This is a genomic window from Paenisporosarcina sp. (genome assembly GCF_049671445.1).
Classification (GTDB): domain Bacteria; phylum Bacillota; class Bacilli; order Bacillales_A; family Planococcaceae; genus Paenisporosarcina.
Map to the genome: position 1 here is coordinate 1 of NZ_JBATUX010000107.1, position 17,248 is coordinate 17,248.

Annotated in this window: 17 protein-coding genes and 1 pseudogene; 6 read left to right on the forward strand and 12 right to left on the reverse strand. The window is 38.0% G+C overall.

Annotation, left to right across the window (positions count from 1 at the left end):
• From WBG45_RS12860 to WBG45_RS12870, 3 genes are all read right to left on the reverse strand, one after another.
• The coding region (locus tag WBG45_RS12860) for a GAF domain-containing protein (protein ID WP_424415145.1) at positions 1–495 on the reverse strand (495 nt) is incomplete at its 3' end.
• A 208-nt stretch (positions 496–703) separates the two neighbouring features.
• A complete protein-coding gene (locus tag WBG45_RS12865; RefSeq protein ID WP_424415147.1) occupies positions 704–2,011 on the reverse strand; it encodes a general stress protein in 1,308 nt (435 codons plus the stop codon).
• A gap of 143 nt (positions 2,012–2,154) precedes the next feature.
• A complete protein-coding gene (locus WBG45_RS12870) occupies positions 2,155–2,985 on the reverse strand; it encodes an STAS domain-containing protein (protein ID WP_424415149.1) in 831 nt (276 codons plus the stop codon).
• Positions 2,986–3,049: 64 nt separating this feature from the next.
• Between WBG45_RS12870 and WBG45_RS12875 the strand changes: the two genes are divergently transcribed.
• Positions 3,050–3,781 carry an NADPH-dependent oxidoreductase gene (locus WBG45_RS12875; RefSeq protein ID WP_424415151.1) on the forward strand — a complete coding sequence of 244 codons (732 nt, stop codon included), beginning with the start codon at positions 3,050–3,052 and terminating at the stop codon, positions 3,779–3,781.
• A 501-nt stretch (positions 3,782–4,282) separates the two neighbouring features.
• On the opposite strand, the gene WBG45_RS12880 is transcribed toward WBG45_RS12875, so the two are convergent.
• Positions 4,283–5,242, reverse strand: coding sequence for an NAD-dependent epimerase/dehydratase family protein (locus tag WBG45_RS12880; RefSeq protein WP_424415153.1), 960 nt, complete (start codon positions 5,240–5,242; stop codon positions 4,283–4,285).
• Positions 5,243–5,486: 244 nt separating this feature from the next.
• On the opposite strand from WBG45_RS12880, the gene WBG45_RS12885 reads away from it, so the two are divergent.
• Entirely contained in the window at positions 5,487–6,986 is a 1,500-nt protein-coding gene (locus WBG45_RS12885; RefSeq protein WP_424415155.1) for a UDP-N-acetylmuramoyl-L-alanyl-D-glutamate--2,6-diaminopimelate ligase, read from the forward strand.
• A gap of 532 nt (positions 6,987–7,518) precedes the next feature.
• Here the strand turns inward: WBG45_RS12885 and WBG45_RS12890 are convergent.
• On the reverse strand, positions 7,519–8,235 hold the full coding sequence (locus tag WBG45_RS12890; protein WP_424415156.1) for a gamma-glutamyl-gamma-aminobutyrate hydrolase family protein: 717 nt from the start codon (positions 8,233–8,235) through the stop codon (positions 7,519–7,521).
• Between the two features lie 76 nt (positions 8,236–8,311).
• The gene (locus WBG45_RS12895; RefSeq protein ID WP_424415158.1) at positions 8,312–8,806 is read right to left on the reverse strand and encodes a hypothetical protein; all 495 of its coding nucleotides are present in this window, start codon (positions 8,804–8,806) and stop codon (positions 8,312–8,314) included.
• A gap of 149 nt (positions 8,807–8,955) precedes the next feature.
• Between WBG45_RS12895 and WBG45_RS12900 the strand changes: the two genes are divergently transcribed.
• Together WBG45_RS12900 and WBG45_RS12905 are read left to right on the forward strand one after the other, a co-directional pair.
• A complete protein-coding gene (locus WBG45_RS12900; protein ID WP_424415160.1) occupies positions 8,956–10,242 on the forward strand; it encodes a copper resistance CopC/CopD family protein in 1,287 nt (428 codons plus the stop codon).
• Positions 10,243–10,343: 101 nt separating this feature from the next.
• Positions 10,344–11,219 (forward strand): SDR family oxidoreductase, encoded by an 876-nt coding sequence (locus WBG45_RS12905; RefSeq protein ID WP_424415162.1) that lies wholly within the window; start codon positions 10,344–10,346, stop codon positions 11,217–11,219.
• Positions 11,220–11,289: 70 nt separating this feature from the next.
• Here the strand turns inward: WBG45_RS12905 and WBG45_RS12910 are convergent, their stop codons facing one another.
• Together WBG45_RS12910 and WBG45_RS12915 are read right to left on the reverse strand one after the other, a co-directional pair.
• Positions 11,290–11,559 (reverse strand): excalibur calcium-binding domain-containing protein, encoded by a 270-nt coding sequence (locus tag WBG45_RS12910; RefSeq protein ID WP_424415163.1) that lies wholly within the window; start codon positions 11,557–11,559, stop codon positions 11,290–11,292.
• Positions 11,560–11,700: 141 nt separating this feature from the next.
• The gene (locus WBG45_RS12915; protein ID WP_424415165.1) at positions 11,701–12,696 is read right to left on the reverse strand and encodes a YecA family protein; all 996 of its coding nucleotides are present in this window, start codon (positions 12,694–12,696) and stop codon (positions 11,701–11,703) included.
• 96 nt (positions 12,697–12,792) lie between these two features.
• Here WBG45_RS12915 and WBG45_RS12920 point away from each other — a divergent pair, with 96 nt between their 5' ends.
• A complete protein-coding gene (locus tag WBG45_RS12920; RefSeq protein ID WP_424415167.1) occupies positions 12,793–12,969 on the forward strand; it encodes a hypothetical protein in 177 nt (58 codons plus the stop codon).
• 451 nt (positions 12,970–13,420) lie between these two features.
• Here the strand turns inward: WBG45_RS12920 and WBG45_RS12925 are convergent, their stop codons facing one another.
• Complete coding sequence (locus WBG45_RS12925) at positions 13,421–14,152, reverse strand: YqcI/YcgG family protein (protein WP_424415169.1); 732 nt, start codon at positions 14,150–14,152, stop codon at positions 13,421–13,423.
• A 168-nt stretch (positions 14,153–14,320) separates the two neighbouring features.
• On the opposite strand from WBG45_RS12925, the gene WBG45_RS12930 reads away from it, so the two are divergent.
• Positions 14,321–15,175, forward strand: a complete 855-nt coding sequence (locus tag WBG45_RS12930; protein WP_424415170.1) for a dimethylarginine dimethylaminohydrolase family protein — start codon at positions 14,321–14,323, stop codon at positions 15,173–15,175.
• 78 nt (positions 15,176–15,253) lie between these two features.
• On the opposite strand, the gene WBG45_RS12935 is transcribed toward WBG45_RS12930, so the two are convergent.
• The 3 genes and pseudogenes from WBG45_RS12935 to WBG45_RS12945 all read right to left on the reverse strand — a co-directional run.
• Positions 15,254–16,543, reverse strand: coding sequence for a Zn-dependent hydrolase (locus WBG45_RS12935; protein WP_424415172.1), 1,290 nt, complete (start codon positions 16,541–16,543; stop codon positions 15,254–15,256).
• Positions 16,544–16,618: 75 nt separating this feature from the next.
• Positions 16,619–16,801, reverse strand: coding sequence for a hypothetical protein (locus WBG45_RS12940; protein ID WP_424415174.1), 183 nt, complete (start codon positions 16,799–16,801; stop codon positions 16,619–16,621).
• Between the two features lie 154 nt (positions 16,802–16,955).
• A pseudogene (locus tag WBG45_RS12945) lies at positions 16,956–17,248 on the reverse strand (pyroglutamyl-peptidase I); the annotation flags it as partial.

Sequence of the window (17,248 nt, forward strand, 5' to 3'; positions counted from 1 at the left end):
GTATAAACCTGTTAAATAATCATGGACCATTAAATCTTCTAAAATAATCGATTGGCTCAATAATAAACTCAAAGTTTTTATGAGCTTTACATCATATGCCGAGAAGTCATAAGGTTTCGTATCGAAAGCACATATGGTTCCATATATCTCACCATTGCCTTGAAAAATAGGTGCCCCCATAAAGCAACCATTTCCAACATTCTGAGTAACTGGATGGTTTATGGTTAATGGATTATTAGCTAAGTTAGTTATTACTACAGGTTCAGATCCATTTTCTACGGCTAATTTACAAAGAACATCCTTAAAAGGGGTGGATTCCCCTTGGCGCAGTAATATTGCTTTTCGATTAAACGATTTTACGATGAAATTCGAATATTTATCGTTACTTGCTAAAAAGATAGTATTGATGTCCATTGATTCACTAAGTAAAGAAATTACTTCTTCTGCAACTTCATCTAGTCTTCTAAAATAGTGTTCACTTTTAATAGTTGACATGTTCAACACCCCTATGCTAAATCGATGCAATCTCGTATACATATAGTAGCATAAAAGAACTAATTACCTATGCAAATTGTCTACTAGTAGCTTCATTCATTTATTAACGTGAAAAACCCCTCGCAGTCGCTGAATTCTGCAAGGGGTTTTTATCTATAAGGGGGTCTTATAGCCAAGTTGGTATTAGTTTATAGTATGCCCATAAAGATTAAAATAATTTATTGTTAGGGTGAACTTCGCTACGAATTTTGTCACTTTCTAAGCGTTCTTTGTATTTGTCTGTTGTTACATCTTCTTCATCATCGTCGACTCCGCCAGATAAAATTTCATTATCTGTTGAATTCGTGTCAAATGCAAATGCATTACCATGTCCATCTTGTTCATAGCCAGTTTCTTCATATTCATCAGTGTTTGTATTACTTACTTCATTTAACTTGTTTTCTTCAAATTTATTCGTTGGTTCATTGTGCTTGCCTGAAGTGTATTCTGTGCCGAACACTCGTTCTTCATTGTCTCCTTGGACACGTGGATCTTTGTCAAAATCATTCTTCATGTCTCCAGAAGGGAATTCGTTTTCTTCAGTATTAACTCCAAAAGCAGCTGGCCCTAAATTCGGATCCGCACCAGGAGATTGGAAACCATCCGTTTGTTGCTCATTTGTGATTCTTTCGTCAGTTGTTGGACGATGTTCTTGCACCATTTTATCTTCTTGCGTCGAATGGCCGATATGGTCTTCTTCTCTAGCTAAGTATGGATCAGTTGCAAACGTTTCACCTCGCGCAAAACGATCTTGAGGTTCATCAAAGCGACCATCTGTTTCATTGACAAAGTCATTTGTCGACGGTGCAAAACCTTGCTCTTGCGAGTATTTACTTTGTGGTTCATCATTGTGATTGTCCAATGTTGTTTCGCTACGTGGTTCTTCAGCACCAAATGTTGTTGATTCATTTTGTCCTGTGAAATGTTCATTACCTGTTACGTTTGAATCAGTTTCATTGAATCTTGATTCAACAAATTCTGTATTTGTGGAAACATGTGTGTCATTGCGAGTCGTATCTTCAAAGCCTGGTTCAGTTGGTTGAACATGTCGTTCTTCTCCACTGTAAGATTCATAACTGTTTCCAGTCGCTCCTAATGTATCATACCCTTGTTCAAATTCACTCTCAGGTGAATTGACAACTCCTTCTTTCAATCCTTCTGTATAAAGGACAAATCCACCACTCGCTACATCTTTTGAGTAACGTTCAGTTTCAGCTTCATTTAAATCTAATTTGCGTAATCCCTCAGTAACTGCATCTTCACCAGTAAACCAAGATTTAAATTTATCCATAAACGTACCGGCTTCGTGTGTTGCTACTTCAGAATGTCGATTTAACGTGCTCATATGAGAATGTTCTTTAGAAATCACGTGAATATCACTTTCAGCATAACCATGCGCTTTTAATTGCTCTAATTTTTCATACATTTCATCTTCTGTACGAGCTACTTCAATTTTGCGATTTGATTCTAAGTTCATGGTGATTCCTCCTAATGATTTGTGTTTACAATCTATCTACCCCACCAATTTAGAAACCTAAACACTTTTGAGAATATTTAATTTCTTTGTAATAATCGACATAATAAAAAGCCTTTGTTAAATTTCTCAAAGGCTTTTAGAATTTATTTTATTTGTAATGCTTGCGATAAATTTCCTGCGATTTTTATATCTTTGAAATCTAATCCGAGATTTACAGCTGTTAAGGCAATTTCAGGTCTTACACCAGACAACGTCGTCTTAACACCTACAATTTTTAGAGCATCTATTAATTGGAAAATCTGCATAGCTACCATCGTATCAATCATATTTACGCCTGATAAATCAATGAATAGATGAGTAATCCCTTTATTAGTACATTCGCTAAGTGTGTTTTCAAGTAAGTATTTAGCTCGTTGAGTGTCTATTTCACCAACTACCGGTAATAAACCCATATGAGCTTGTAGCTGAATGACAGGAGCACTCAATTCATTAATTAAAGCTTGTTGGCTTTTTAATCTTTTAGTGGCTAACATATCATGAACTTCAACAAACCTCGTTATAATTTTGCCAAATGCTTTAAGAACAATGGAAATCCATAAATTCACTTCGCGATTTGAATATTTATCTTCATTTTCTTTTGCAAAACCTGTAATCATAGAAACATATTGGTCTTGAACATTTAAAAATTCTCGTAAAATGATATGAGTTGGAGTTGTTTGATGTCCTAAGTCTGAAGCAATTTCATTGACCCATTCTTCAAAAGAATGAAAAAAGGACTCATCTTCTTCAACAAATACTTGAATTAGATGTTCGTGAAAGCTATAGTTCTGAGCTTTTAATCGAGCGATAACTGTTTCATCTGTTGATGCATAGACACCGGTAGCTGATGATTTGTCAATCGAGTTATACCAGTCGTCCGTTAATTGTTTCGCTTTATTTAGTAGGTGATGGTAAAGGTCATTATTTTGATGCACACAAGGTCTCTCCTTCTCAATCTACGCTTCCTTCTGGTACGATACATAAAAGGAGCTGATTTTAATGGTATTAAATCTATTATCTTCCCATACCTCTATTCGCAAATATAAAAACACTAAACTTTCAAAAGAAGAAATCTTTGAACTCATCTCTGTCGCTCAACATGCAGCAAGTTCACATTTTGTTCAAGCTTATAGTGTGATTTGGGTGACTGATAATCAAATAAAGAAAAAACTTGGTGACTATTCAAAAAATCCACAACAGATGGAAACAGCCGGCGCCGTATTTGTATGCTGTGTAGACTTTGAACGACTTCGCATTGCTGGTCAATTAAATGATACTTCAATTGTAACCGATAGTGCTGAAAATGTAATGGTTGGAACGATAGATATTGCCCTTTTCGCACAAAATTTAGCCATTGCAGCTGAATCTAAAGGATATGGTATTTGTTATATAGGAGGAGTGAGAAATAGTCCTGCTGAGATTAGCGAACTATTGAATCTCCCAACAAACGTATTTCCTGTGTTTGCGATGACTATGGGAGTTCCAGATGAACAACATGAAGTGAAACCTCGTTTACCTGTCGATGCGATCCTTCATGAAAATAGCTATAACAGTGAAAAATATCAGACATTGTTACCCGCTTACGATAAAACGTTAGAAGAATATTATGCGTCTAGAAGTTCTAATCAAAAAGCAACAAATTGGACTAAATCTATGGCTGAATTTTTAAAAGTACCTAGACGCACACATTTGAAAACATTCTTGCACGACAAAGGTTTTACTTGGAAATGATTGTTTTGTGGTGAATATTTGAGGATATTGTCAACTGAGGAACTGCTACTTAGATTAGTAGCTGTTTTTTAATTTCATCTGGGCAATTTTGTATTAGATAGACTAAGAACTAAACAAACTTTTTTATTCCCAAAATACGAACATACATTCTATTTGTGTTATAATAATAAAAACAATGGCCTATGAGAGGTAGCGGATTGGTCACTTCCATGAGAATGGGGGTGATGCCTATGACATATTTTGAATCGATGACTTTGCTCATGCAGCTTGCAACTGTGATGATCGGTGGGTTCTCAATCGTTGTTTCACTAGTCATTTTCTTCGCTAAAAAGAAATAGCCGTCCTCACTGGTTAGGCGAGACGACTATTTCTATCTTAAATTGGACCAACCGCTATTTCGTACATGAGCGATTGTTGACTAGGTGCTGACACACCTAGTCTTTCTGAATCAAGTATACACTATATTATTGAACTTCTCAAAGGTTTCTCGTGACAAATCGACTACTTGTTTTTGAGAAATGCTTGCTCTTGTTGTGGTGTCGGACCTGCTTTTAGTTCTCGGTTTAATGCCCAATCCCGTGTATCTTGGGCCGTCTCAGTTAATAGACGGAAAGTTAATCCGTTGTCCACTGCATGTTGATTTTCAACTACAAAAAATCCTTCGGGAAAATCTTTCGAAATAGGCATCCAAAATGGATATCTTCTCACACCTAAATCAGCTGATTCCAAAACGTCATCAGACACCCACACTTTTTCGATATCCACACTAGCAATTTCATCGATAAATTCATTCATCGACACCGGGTTTGAAGCAACGTTAAATGTTCCTGTTTTGCCTTCCACAACCTTTTGCACAATCCACTTTGCCATATCACGTACATCAATCCACTGAACTTTCCTATGTGGTTCATTTCCTCCCGGTACAGCGACTTTACCGGCTACACCTAATTTTTGTGCATAATACGTAAAACGATCTGTCGGATCATGCGGACCTACTACTATACAAGGACGAATGATTAAGGCATGTTCATTAAATGTGTCGTTCACTAGTTGTTCACACATCACTTTTAATGGACCATATGTAGCTCCAGTCACTTCATCTGTTTCGATATGTTGAGTGAATTTCGAACTTGATTCGTGTGGTCTGCCATTTTTATAGTCATCATAAACCGAAATTGTTGAGATAAACATATAGGTTTTTGTTTTGTTTTTTAATACATCCAGCATTGGTTGTAAGTCTTGTGGAGAATATGCACACGTATCAAATACTGCATCCCACTCTTCTTCCCCTACTAAATGTGCATCTTGTCTGCGATCACCTTGAATATGGCGTAAGTGTTTAAATACTTCTGAATTGGTTTTCCCACGATTAAATAACACCACTTCATGCCCATTTTTTTCTGCAGCTTCTACTAAATAGCGTCCAACAAATGACGTTCCACCTAATACTAATATCTTCATTAATCCAGCACCTCCTTATACAGAAGTTCTTCATGAATTAAAAAAATCCTTTAAACATTTTTTATAAGGCATTGCTTGATGATTTTAAAGCATACTAATTTATATCGAAAGACGTTTTAGAAAGTTGGAAAAAGGATAAAGAAAGAGGTATGGGACAAAACTCGCATTTTGTCGAAATTTGCTACATTTTTAGCATGTGTAATGTTACAATTAAATTTATCTTATTGAACAAAAGGAGCCTTTTATGGATATTCAATGGACACAACTTCCCCAAATTAAAATGCTCCATGTATATGGGCCTACGTCTCAATCAACAGATGGGATTGTATACGATTCAAGAGATGTACAACACCAGTTTGCCTTTTTTTGTGTTATCGGTGAAGAAACCGATGGACACTTATACATAGATGAAGCTATTCAAAACGGAGCCACAACTGTTGTAGGGTCCGACAAAGTAACAATCGAAAAGTATGCATCTTTACATTCCAACATTTCTTTTGTATTGGTTCGAGATTCTCGTGAAGCATTAGCCTATACAGCTATCGAATTTTTTGATCACGCTTCTGATCATTTATTCAAAGTAGGTGTAACGGGTACGAATGGTAAAACTACGGTAGCCACATATGTTCGAAACTTATTTAATTTGTTAGGTTTGCCTTGTGGAATGCTTGGAACGAATGGCATTTTCACATCAAAAGAAGTACTTCATATTAAAAAAAGCACACCCACAACTCCGATATCTTCAGATGTTCAAGCCATTTTTAGTGAGCTTATCAAGCGTGGAGATAAAGCTGCTGCAATGGAAGTTTCTTCGATTGCATTAGATCAACATCGAGTAGGTGGATTTGAGTTTGACGTCGCCATTCATACAAATATTTCTGAAGAACATATGGAGTATCATAAAACATTCGACCATTATAAGATGTGTAAACTTCGCTTATTTACTCAAGCTAAAGCAAGTGTTGTCAATTTAGACGATGCCGGCATGAGCAAAGACATTATTCAAGTTGTTCAAGGTACATTGCTTACTTACTCATCTAATATAAACTCACATGCAGATTTAATTTGGACAAACCTCCATCATCTTGCAGATGGCATGTCATTTGAATTGCTTTATAAAGGGCAATCTCATTCAATTCGTATCCCAATATACGGAGAATACAATGTCGGAAATTTAGTTTCTGCGATAGGTGCTGCGATATTGGCTGGAGTTCCTCTTGAAAAAATCTTATTGGCGTTACCAAAAATGCAACAAGTCGATGGTCGTTTCCAAGTTATTCACGGACCTGAAAATCGTTTAATCGTTTTAGACTATGCACATACCCCAGTTGCTTTAGAAGCCATCATGAAGGCTGTTAAACAATTGCCGCACGAACGATTGATAACATTAATCACCGGAATTGGCATCCGCGATTTTGCCAAAATGCCTAAAATGGCGAAAACCGCTGAAGGCAAAGCTGATGTCTTAGTCGTATCAGTCGATCATCCTGGAGAAAATGATCCATGGGATGTTGTTGATGCAGTAGTGAAAGGATTTACAGTACCTTATCTGCAAGAAGTTCTTACAGCTCCTTCTCGTCACGAAGCCGTAATCAAAGCTTTGGAAGCAAGTAAACCAGGAGATATCGTTTTACTGACTAGTGGTTGTATTAACGGTGCGCAAATTGTGCGTGGCGAATATATTCCACATTCTGATGAAGATATCATCCATGATTTCTTTGACAATTCAAAACTAAGCGTGTAAAACCTTCAGGCTCATGGCCTGAAGGTTTTTTTGATGTTATCTATGAGCGGTTTTATGTCGACTATCAGCGGATTTATGTCGACTATCGGCGGTTTTCTTTGTTCTATGAGCGGATTCTTGTCGACTATCAGCGTTTTCTTGTCGACTATGAGCGGTTCACCAAAAATAGGAACATCCACATCCAGTGGATGTTCTTAACAAATTAGCTTTTCGGTTTTCCAATATCTTTATAGCGAATCTATCTTATCTAACAACAAAGCTTCTGGCAGATGCCAGAAGCTCTGTTTCGCTTTATTTATTTTTCTTTTTGTTGCTACGTTGATGTCGCATCTATTAAGGGTCTATGAGCGGATCTTTGTCGACTATCGGCGGTTTTAGTCTCTCTATGAGCGGATTCTTGTCGACTATCAGCGGATTTTTAATTCCTATGAGCGGATTCTTGTCGACTATCAGCGGTTTTGTCATTTCTATGAGCGAAACTATCTTTTATCCAACAAAAAAAGCTTCTGGCAAATGCCAGAAGCTCTATTCTTTATTTGTTTTTGCGTTTTGTTGCTGCGTCGATATATGCTTTGAAGATGCGTTTTGATGGCTCGTCTCCGGCTTGTGCGAATTCTTCTGGATGCCATTGGAAACCAAAAACGAAGGAATGTTCTGTACTTTCAACACCTTCAACGATGCCGTCTGTTGCACGGGCAACAACTCTTAATGGTCCAGTTACTTCATTACAAGCTTGGTGGTGGTATGAATTCACTCTAAATTCATCTTCTTGAAGCATTTCGTACATGCGGCTATCTTTTTCTACTTTTACAGGATGTGAACGATGTGTTCTTTCCGCATCTTGTTTATGTTGCATTACCTCTTCTTCACGTTGCGAATGGATACTTTGGTAAAGCGAGCCTCCAGTAGCTACGTTTAGCATGTGAAGTCCTCGACATACACCGATATATGGTTTATCAAGTTCTAACATTTTTTGAACAAGTTCATGTTCCATTGCATCTAATCTTGGTGCAATTTTGCCTAAATGAACATGTGGGTCTTGACCATAATAAGCAGGATCTATGTCTTCGCCGCCTGTTACAAATAGCGCGTCGATTTGTTTGCACATTGCTTCTAAATCATTTCCAGGTACAAGTGGAATTAATAATGGAATTCCTCCCGCTTGTGTAATTGCATTTGGGTATACAGGCGGCATATAGTAGCTGCCATCTGGTTTTACTTCTGCTGTAATTCCTACTATTGGTTTCATCTATATTCTCCGTTCTTTAGTTAAGTTATCTCTACAACTAGATATACCCTTAATTGTATTTCAAAAACGTAACAATCTATTCCAATAATTCTTTCAACTCTGGGTGTTTGTTTAAACGACTTTTCGTCATAATAATCGGGCGGAAGCCACCAAGCTCTATTAACTCTTTCTCTTCCCCGCGTGTAACCACATATATATCTTCGAGGGTTGTTTCTTGTATATCATCAATCTTAATTAATTGAGCTGCATAAAAGTCGATAATTTCCGTTTTAATTGTCGCTGGTACTCCCTTTTTATGCTGATCTTTTCGTACGAACGATTTTACAGGTGGAATGTTCTGAATTCCTTGATGGTTTACTAAAACTTGCAAAAGCTTAATCATTTCTGACATGCCTATTAATAAAATTCCGATTGCGACATGTGCTAATAAAAACGAAAGCGTGAAGTTAGTATGTAAATAACTAGTGTCATTTATAACGTCTGGTTGAGAGACTATAAATGGAAGAAAAAATCCTAAGACGATGACGACGATTCCTGTTATAAATAATATTCGGCTAATGATATTTTTCATTTGGTAATCCCCCTTGTTCAAATTAATTCGCTAGTCATCCTTACAAATCCTGTATTACCGTGCTCATGTTGTATTTTTTTGATAGAAACTAATCTTTTCAGACCTTTCCTTCGTTTTCTATTAAAGATAACGAGGACGAGGTGAGTAAGATGAAGAATATTATCATGATTTTATGTATGGCATTGAGTATATTTACATTTTCAACAACCGTCGGTGCACATGCAGATTTAGCATCGAGCTCTCCTGCTAACGGAGCTATCCTAGATACTGCGCCTACAGAAGTAGTTCTTACATTTACTACGCCAATAGATAATCAAGTATTTGAAATAGATGCGCTCAATGTAGAAATGGTATCTGTGGCAAATGGAGAACCTTCTTTAAATTCATCAAGAAATGAGTTAACTATTAGTCTTACTGATCAAATTAGTGGATTAATTACCATTCCTTACTCGGTGATTTCTAAAGATGGCCACCCGATTGAAGGAAGTATTTCTTTTACAGTTAAAGAAAAGGAAGTACCTCCTATCTCTTCAAATGAGTCGGCAGTAATTTCTCCCGTTACCAAAGATTCTGCTGAGGAAGAAAAAACTAAAACTGTTGAACAAACGACTATGACTAAGTCTTCACCATCTATGGATGAAGCTGAGAGCGAACAGACTGCTACCCCTCTTACTTCTATTATTAAGTCACTATATTTACTTTCTCTACTACTATTAACAGGTTCATTATTATGGAGATTCCAGGGACATAAAGTTCCATTCTTGGCGAAAATGCAATTGCTCCATCTGGCATTGCTTGCACTTTTTACATGGTCACAAGCACGAAACTTTACACAGGTGTTCGAAGGTATTTCATGGCAAGATTTATTTCTCCGAACAGAAGTTGGTCAGTTTTGGACTGCCGCTCTCGTCATAACGGTATTGGGACTTTATATACTTGGAAGAAATCGATATGTGGATGTAGCATGGGTAGCAGGAATTTTAATCGCTAAAAGCTTAAACAGTCATGCGATTGCTACAGCTGTTCCTGTAGTGACAGTGGGCTTGAATTTCATCCATTTATTGTTGTCAGCACTATGGATAGCGGGATTATTTTATATCCTCACATTGTGGAAAAAAGGGTCGGCTGAAGCGTTTGTTCCCACATTTTCAAAAATGGCTTTAGTTAGCATCATCAGTTTAACGGTAACAGGTAGTATTTATGCTTGGCTACTAGCTCCAAATCTCTCCAGTTTATGGACGACAACATGGGGATATTGGTTATTTGCTAAAATTGTTGCTGTTATTGGAGTCTTTGTTTTAGGAGCTTTCATTCGAAGACATATGAAAAAAACGGGCTCACTTTCAGAACGTCGCTACCTATACTTTGACGGTGTTCTAGCCCTCACCATCTTAGGTATTGTCGGTGTGTTAACACAACTTAGTTCATCTTTATAATCAACATCAAAAACGTTGTCTTCGAGGCAACGTTTTTTTACACGTTTGAATAGACAATTCTAGGGAATAATTTGGATATCAATACTACTAGGAGGCTAACTATGACGAAAGATAAATACGAGAAAATTCATGAACAAATTGACGGACAAACTCAAGATCAACAACCTGGACTTGAATCAGAAATGCATCCTCAGCCTATCTACGACGATGAGAACTATAAAGGATCGGGAAAATTAACAGGAAAAGTTGCGCTCATTACAGGTGGAGATAGCGGAATTGGACGAGCGGTTGCAGTTGCTTATGCCAAAGAAGGCGCTAATGTTGCCGTAGCATATTTAAATGAACATGAAGACGCTGAAAAGACTGTGAAGTTAGTTGAAGGATACGGAGCAAAAGCAATCAAAATTGCAGCTGATTTAAGCGATGATGAAAACTGCCAAGACGTGGTAGACCAAGTGATTGCAGAATTTGGGCAGTTGAATGTATTAGTCAATAATGCTGGAAAACAATTCCCAACGAAAGATTTTCTAGATATTACACCTGATCAATTACAAGACACATTCTCGACTAATATTTTTTCCATGTTCTATTTAACGCAAGCGGCTCTTCCCCATTTAACCAAGGGAGATGCCATTATTAATACTTCTTCGGTCACGGCTTACCGAGGATCGCCACATTTGATTGACTACTCAGCAACAAAAGGTGCCATCACAACTTTCACTCGTTCGCTTGCCTTGAATTTAGTGGAGAAAGGCATTCGGGTAAACGCAGTAGCACCTGGACCTATTTGGACACCTTTGATTCCTGCAACATTCGGAAAAGAAGAAGTGGCTAAAGCTGGAGATGACACGCCTATGGCAAGACGTGGTCAACCTGCAGAAAATGCTCCTGCTTATGTATTTTTAGCTTCAACAGATTCGAGTTACATGATTGGCCAAACGATTCATATAGATGGTGGAGACTTCGTCAGTTCATAATTTCAAAAAAGTTTTCGACAGTATAGAAAAGCCCATCGAAATGATTCGATGGGCTTTACCTATTCAGCTATTATCTTTCACAAGCAATTAAATCTTTATCACGGTCACTTTTCTTATTTAAATCGTATAGTTTTTGATTAGCATACGGTTTATATTTAGTTGCTCCACCTTTGTTTTTCACTTTTGATGTGCGAGCAATTCCACCTGGATAATCTTTATTAATTTCCGTACAATTTTTATATGTTTTTAATGTCCCTTTCTTTGCAGCGTCCACTTGTGTAGCGCCCATAAAACCAGTCACTAAAACTAGTGACAGTAGCATTGCCATTCCCTTTTTCATTAAACTATTCCTCCTAGACTATCGTTTACCATTATCATACATTAAAAATAGTCTTTTAGTCTATATGTTTATAGACATAAAGTATCATCAGCACGCAACAATAAAGCCCGCCGAAATTGCATCTTCGGCGGGCTACACTACTTATTTTGATTGATTGACGGAATAAAACTCATTTATATCTTTATAATACTTATTTAAGGAGTGAGTCGATACTTCATACCACTCTGCAATCTCTTTTATACTCCAATAAGGTCCTTCAAAAAGTTCATGTTCTTGACCAAATCGAATGGCACCAGCAGCAACGGCCGCTTCTTTTCTCGCGTTTGGTTGGTTGGTGACTAAGTAGTCTTCGATAATGGTTAGCAAAGGTTTTGGATTACGATTTTGATTTTCGAGACGCTCCATGATGTCGATTAGGATGCCTGCTTCAAATTCAGTAAATTCTCCTCCACTATAACCGTTTTCTCCAAGTCGTTCCCAGAAATCAACGAGATGTGTTTGCAGGAAAACAGCTGGTTCTTCTTGCGTTTTTTCAGCTAGTGATTTGGCAAAAGAAATGACTACTTCTGTGTGGTCAGTTGGAATGAAAATTAAGCTTGAAATGGCTAAGTAGTGATTGTCTTTTAAACTGACATCTGGCAATGTGAAGCAAAATACGTGCACGCCAAGTGGAACAGGCTTTTCACTTTCGCGTCTTAGATAAAGCATGTCGTTTGTGAAAATATTTTTCACTAACATAAATTGTTCTTCAATATTAATAACTTCTGCAACAATGACTGTTGGATTTTTCCAATGTTCCAAGACATTTTCTACAGCTGGTCGAACCGCTTTTTTCTGTTGTTTTTCAATATATTTCAACCATATTTCTGGTTTCGTGTGGAAGAAAAACTCATCGATAGCAATGGCTTCAATCATTTCTTCGTGTAAGTATTTGCCTAATTTAGATTTCCATTCATTGATTACGGTAATGAGCTCAGGTACATCTTTTCTTTCTGGATATTCATCATAAAAAGTTTGGAGTACGCGATCTAACTCAACTGTACGAACTTCTTCAATCGAGACCGCTTGTTTACGCTCACAACACTTTTTGTATTTTTTTCCGCTGCCACATGGACACGGATCATTACGTCCTACCATTTAAAACACGTCCTTCAATTATTAAAGTTTACGCCCTAGTGTAACATGCATCCTTTAGCGAATACAAAGGTTGTAGGACGCGGGGGTTTGTTGGCTATGAGCTGTCATGTCGGGGCTATGAGCGGTTCTTTGTCGACTATCGGCGGAAATGTTGGGGCTATCGGCGATTCTTTGTCGACTATCGGCGGATTTCTGTCGTCTATCGGCGCTTTCGTGTCGACTATCAGCGGTTCTCCAAAAATAGGGACATCCACAGCCAGTGGATGTCCTTAACAAATTAGCTTTTCTGTTTTCGATTTTTTTATAGCGACGTCTCTTGCTATGAGCGATTCTGTGTCGACTATCAGCGGGTTTCTGTCGACTATCAGCGTTTCTTTGTCGACTATCGGCGGATTTCTGTCGTCTATCGGCGCTTTCGTGTCGACTATCAGCACTTCTCCAAAAATAGGGACATCCACATCAAGTGGATGGCCTTAACAAATTAGCTTTTCTGTTTTCGATTTTTTTATAGCGTGTCTTGGTCGTCTATGAGCGGTTTCGTGTCGACTATCAGCGGAATTCTGTCGCCTATGAGTGCTTTCGTGTCGACTATCAGCGGAATTCTGTCGCCTATGAGCGGTTTCATGTCGACTATCAGCGGTTCTCCAAAAATAGGGACATCCACATAAAGTGGATGTCCTTAAAAAAATCCACTCCTCTGTGCCATGGAGTGGATTTGATGATGTTACATGGTTTTGTGGTTGAATGGACATTTTCCTTTGATAGGTTCAATGTCGTCTCCGATGAAGAATTGTTTCCATTCGTTGTGATTAGGATCACCAAAATGGCTTATGTCTGGATGTGTTGGTAGTTGATCCCACACTTCCACTCGTTCACGTACTTTTTCACGTGACATGATGCCGCCTTTTTCTGTTCCTTCAAGGCCTTGGAAAATTCTTCGTGGTTGGAATCCTAGGATCATTGAATTTCCTAGATGACGTGTTTTGCGTTGTTTGTAAGCTGGTGCGTTTCCGAATACGAATATTGGTTCACCTTGAAAACGGAAGTCCCATAGATGATGTGCAGGGTCACGTGGAGCATCTGCTGGCCATTCAACTGAGTCTACTTCGTGTAAATACTGTAAGATGTCCCAAAATTGATCGCGGTATTGTTGTAAATCTCCTTCAACTTTAAACGGTTCGACAAAGACAAATAAACCATGACGTTTGTGTTTAGGATCCTGGAATAAGTCTAGAAAACCTTCGACTATTTTTGGTAAATTAGACCAATCATCTTGTGTGATATAGCCATAACGTAATTCGCCTTTTAACTCTCCACTCATTCCGAAATAACATGGAAATGTTTTATCCGTAACTATATTATGAAATGTCCGATATTCATGAAGTAACCATTCGGGTAAATCCGTTCTTGTTGAAAAATCTTCTTTCGTTAATAAAGCTTGTTGTTTTGTTAACATGCATTTCCCTCCACCTACAATTTGCGTATTAAAGCCATAGTTACGAAATACCCGTTCAAATTCTTTTTAAAACTAATTTGGAATTGAAAAATAATTTCAAATACACGTTAATAATTCTGTAAATCGGGAATAACAAGGAAACGAAAACAAAATAATGGGGGCAACAGGATGAGCATGGAAAGTATTGATACGATTCAATCGAATTGTCAGAGCGAATATGACGTTTTACGAAAAGTTATCGTGTGTGAACCTCAATTTATGGCCATTGATGAAATTATAAATGATGTACAAAAGCAATATATAAATGACAATATAAATATTGATCGTGCGTTAACTCAACATCATGATTTTGTAGCTAAGATGCGTGAAGAAGGTGTGGATGTCATTACATTACCAGCCAATGCTTCATTCCCGGAACAAGTATTTACTCGAGATATTGGCTTCACGTTAGGAAACCAAACTTTTGTTTCTGAGATGGCGAGTTCGATTCGTCAAGGTGAAGAAACTGTTCTTCAAAAATGGTTGGATACGCACCATGTGCCATTTCAAAAATTGGCGCAAAATCATATTGAAGGCGGAGATGTCATTATTGATGGGAAAACCATTTTTATTGGTTTAAGCCACAGAACATCTCAATCCGCTATTGAACAGCTTAAAACGGATTTACCGGATTATGAAATCATTATGGTTCCTTTTGTCCCGAAATATTTACACTTGGATTGTGTTTTTAATATTCTTTCTCCAACTGAAGCATTAATTTTTCCTGAAGCTCTTGAAGTCCGAACTGTAAAATTTCTTGCAAGTCGTTACAAGCTAATTAAAGTGAGTAAGGAAGAGCAATTTACACTGGGCACGAATGTATTGTCTATTGGCAATAAAAAGGTCTTTAGCTTGCCGATAAATTCTCAGGTCAATGAAGAAATTCGCCGTCACGGATATGAGGTAATTGAAGTGGATTTCTCAGAGATTATTAAGTCTGGTGGTTCATTTAGATGTTGTACTATGCCAATAACTCGCGGCTAAAAGCGAGCTTATTAATAAAAAAGGTCATCCATTGCACCAATTTATTTGGCTAATGGATGACCTTTTTTAATTAGTGCATCATACATTTTCAATGGCTTGTTTTAGGACGTGTGCACTGATCGTGCAATCCGTCAGTGTTGTCCATTCTGCTGGATTATGGCTTACTCCTTCTTTACTTCGCGCAAAGATCATGGCTACAGGAATATGCGCACCTAGCATCATGGCATCGTGTCCTGCTCCACTTACGAGGTATTGCTTATCGATATTCAAATCATCGAACACGCCATTTAAAATTCCTGTCATTTCTTCACCAATAGGTACTGGTGGTGTGCGCATTTTTTCAGTGATTGTCACTTCTATATTTCGAGAATGCGCAATTTCTTGTGCTTTATTTACTACATTTGAAACGATTTGGTCACGTGAATGTTCTTCGATATCACGAATATCGGTGATGAGGGTTACTTTCCCTGGAATCACATTCGCACCATTGGGTTCAACTTGCATCTTGCCAACCGTTGCAACTCCGGTAGTACTGACCATTAACGGCGCTTTTTCAATATATAAAATAAGTTCGGAAGCAGCTGTCAGTGCATCAAGGCGATCGTCCATTGGCGTATTGCCGGCATGTCCAGCTTTTCCTTCGAAACTAATTTCTGTCCATGAAGGGCCTGCAATTCCTTTGACGATTCCAACTGGTAAATTTGCTTGTTCTAATTTTTTTCCTTGTTCAATATGTACTTCGATAAATCGCTCAATCCCTAGATTTTCTCGCTTCGCTTGTGAAAAACCATCTAGAGTTTTGCCAGTGGTCGCTAGTACTTCTTCAAACGTTAATCCATCCGCATCTTTTAACGTCACTTGTGTATTCATATCGAGTGCACCCGTCATGGCGCGACTACCTGTTAAACCACCATTGAGCCTCGTCCCTTCTTCATCGGTGAAGATGTAGACTTCGTATGGTTTCGTTGGAGTAATTCCTTGCTCTTTCCAAGATTCCGCCACTTCAAGGGCAGCGATGACACCGAGGGGTCCATCGAAATGACCACCTTCAGGAACACTATCAACATGTGACCCTGATGCAATTGAATCTGCGTCTTTATTTAATCCGGCGATTCGTCCAACCACATTTCCAGCATCGTCTTGACTTACGGTCATTCCTGCTTCTCTCATCCATTTCATTACTAGCTCTTTAGCTTGTTGCTCAAGAGGAGAAAACCCGACTCGAGATACACCATGTTGTGCGGTCAGTCCGATTTTTGACAATTCACCTAGGCGCTTCGCGATACGTTCACCTGAAACTCCGTTGTGCGACCACGTTTGATCGTAATCGGCAAGTAATGCTTCTTCTAAATTATAGTGACCACTCATATTCACTTTCCCCTTTCTCTATCTTTCTTTAATTCTTACAAGAGTACTCATAAGAATCGTATTTTGCAAACCGTTTTACTCACTTGGCATATAGCCCACCACTTCATTCGTTTCAAGGTCTACTAATATTAATGGTGTACCAACTACAACATTGTCTTTATCGTGAAAAGAAACAGCAGCCACTTCATTCCCTTCGTAACGAGTATCTAGCATTATCAAACACAGTAGGATTGTTAAAACTAATAATTTCAGCTTCATGTTCAGCTTCTCCTTTTCAGGTTAGAATACTTCCCACTTTGTAAAACTATATTTTATTATCGTACATTTGCACTGGCTGCACGTTCCCCTACGGCATGCTAGGTGCAAATGCGCTCTTTCGTTTTCGATTCATTATCATTTTCTAAAATGCACTTTACTTAAGTGAAGCAGATAACGCTGAAATACATGCAATAATACTTTCTTTTAAATCTTCATGCGACCAACTTGGGATATTGCCGTGTTGGATGGCAAGTTCATGAGACGCTGGGATGTGAATAAATCCTGAAGGGATATTCAAGTTGTTTTCATTTATATAATGAAGCCCTTCATACATGACGTTATTGCATAAATACGTTCCTGCAGTATTTGAAATGGCAGCAGGATAACCTAATTCGTTCAATGTTTCTACCATTGATCTGATTGGGAGTGTGGAAAGATATGCTGCAG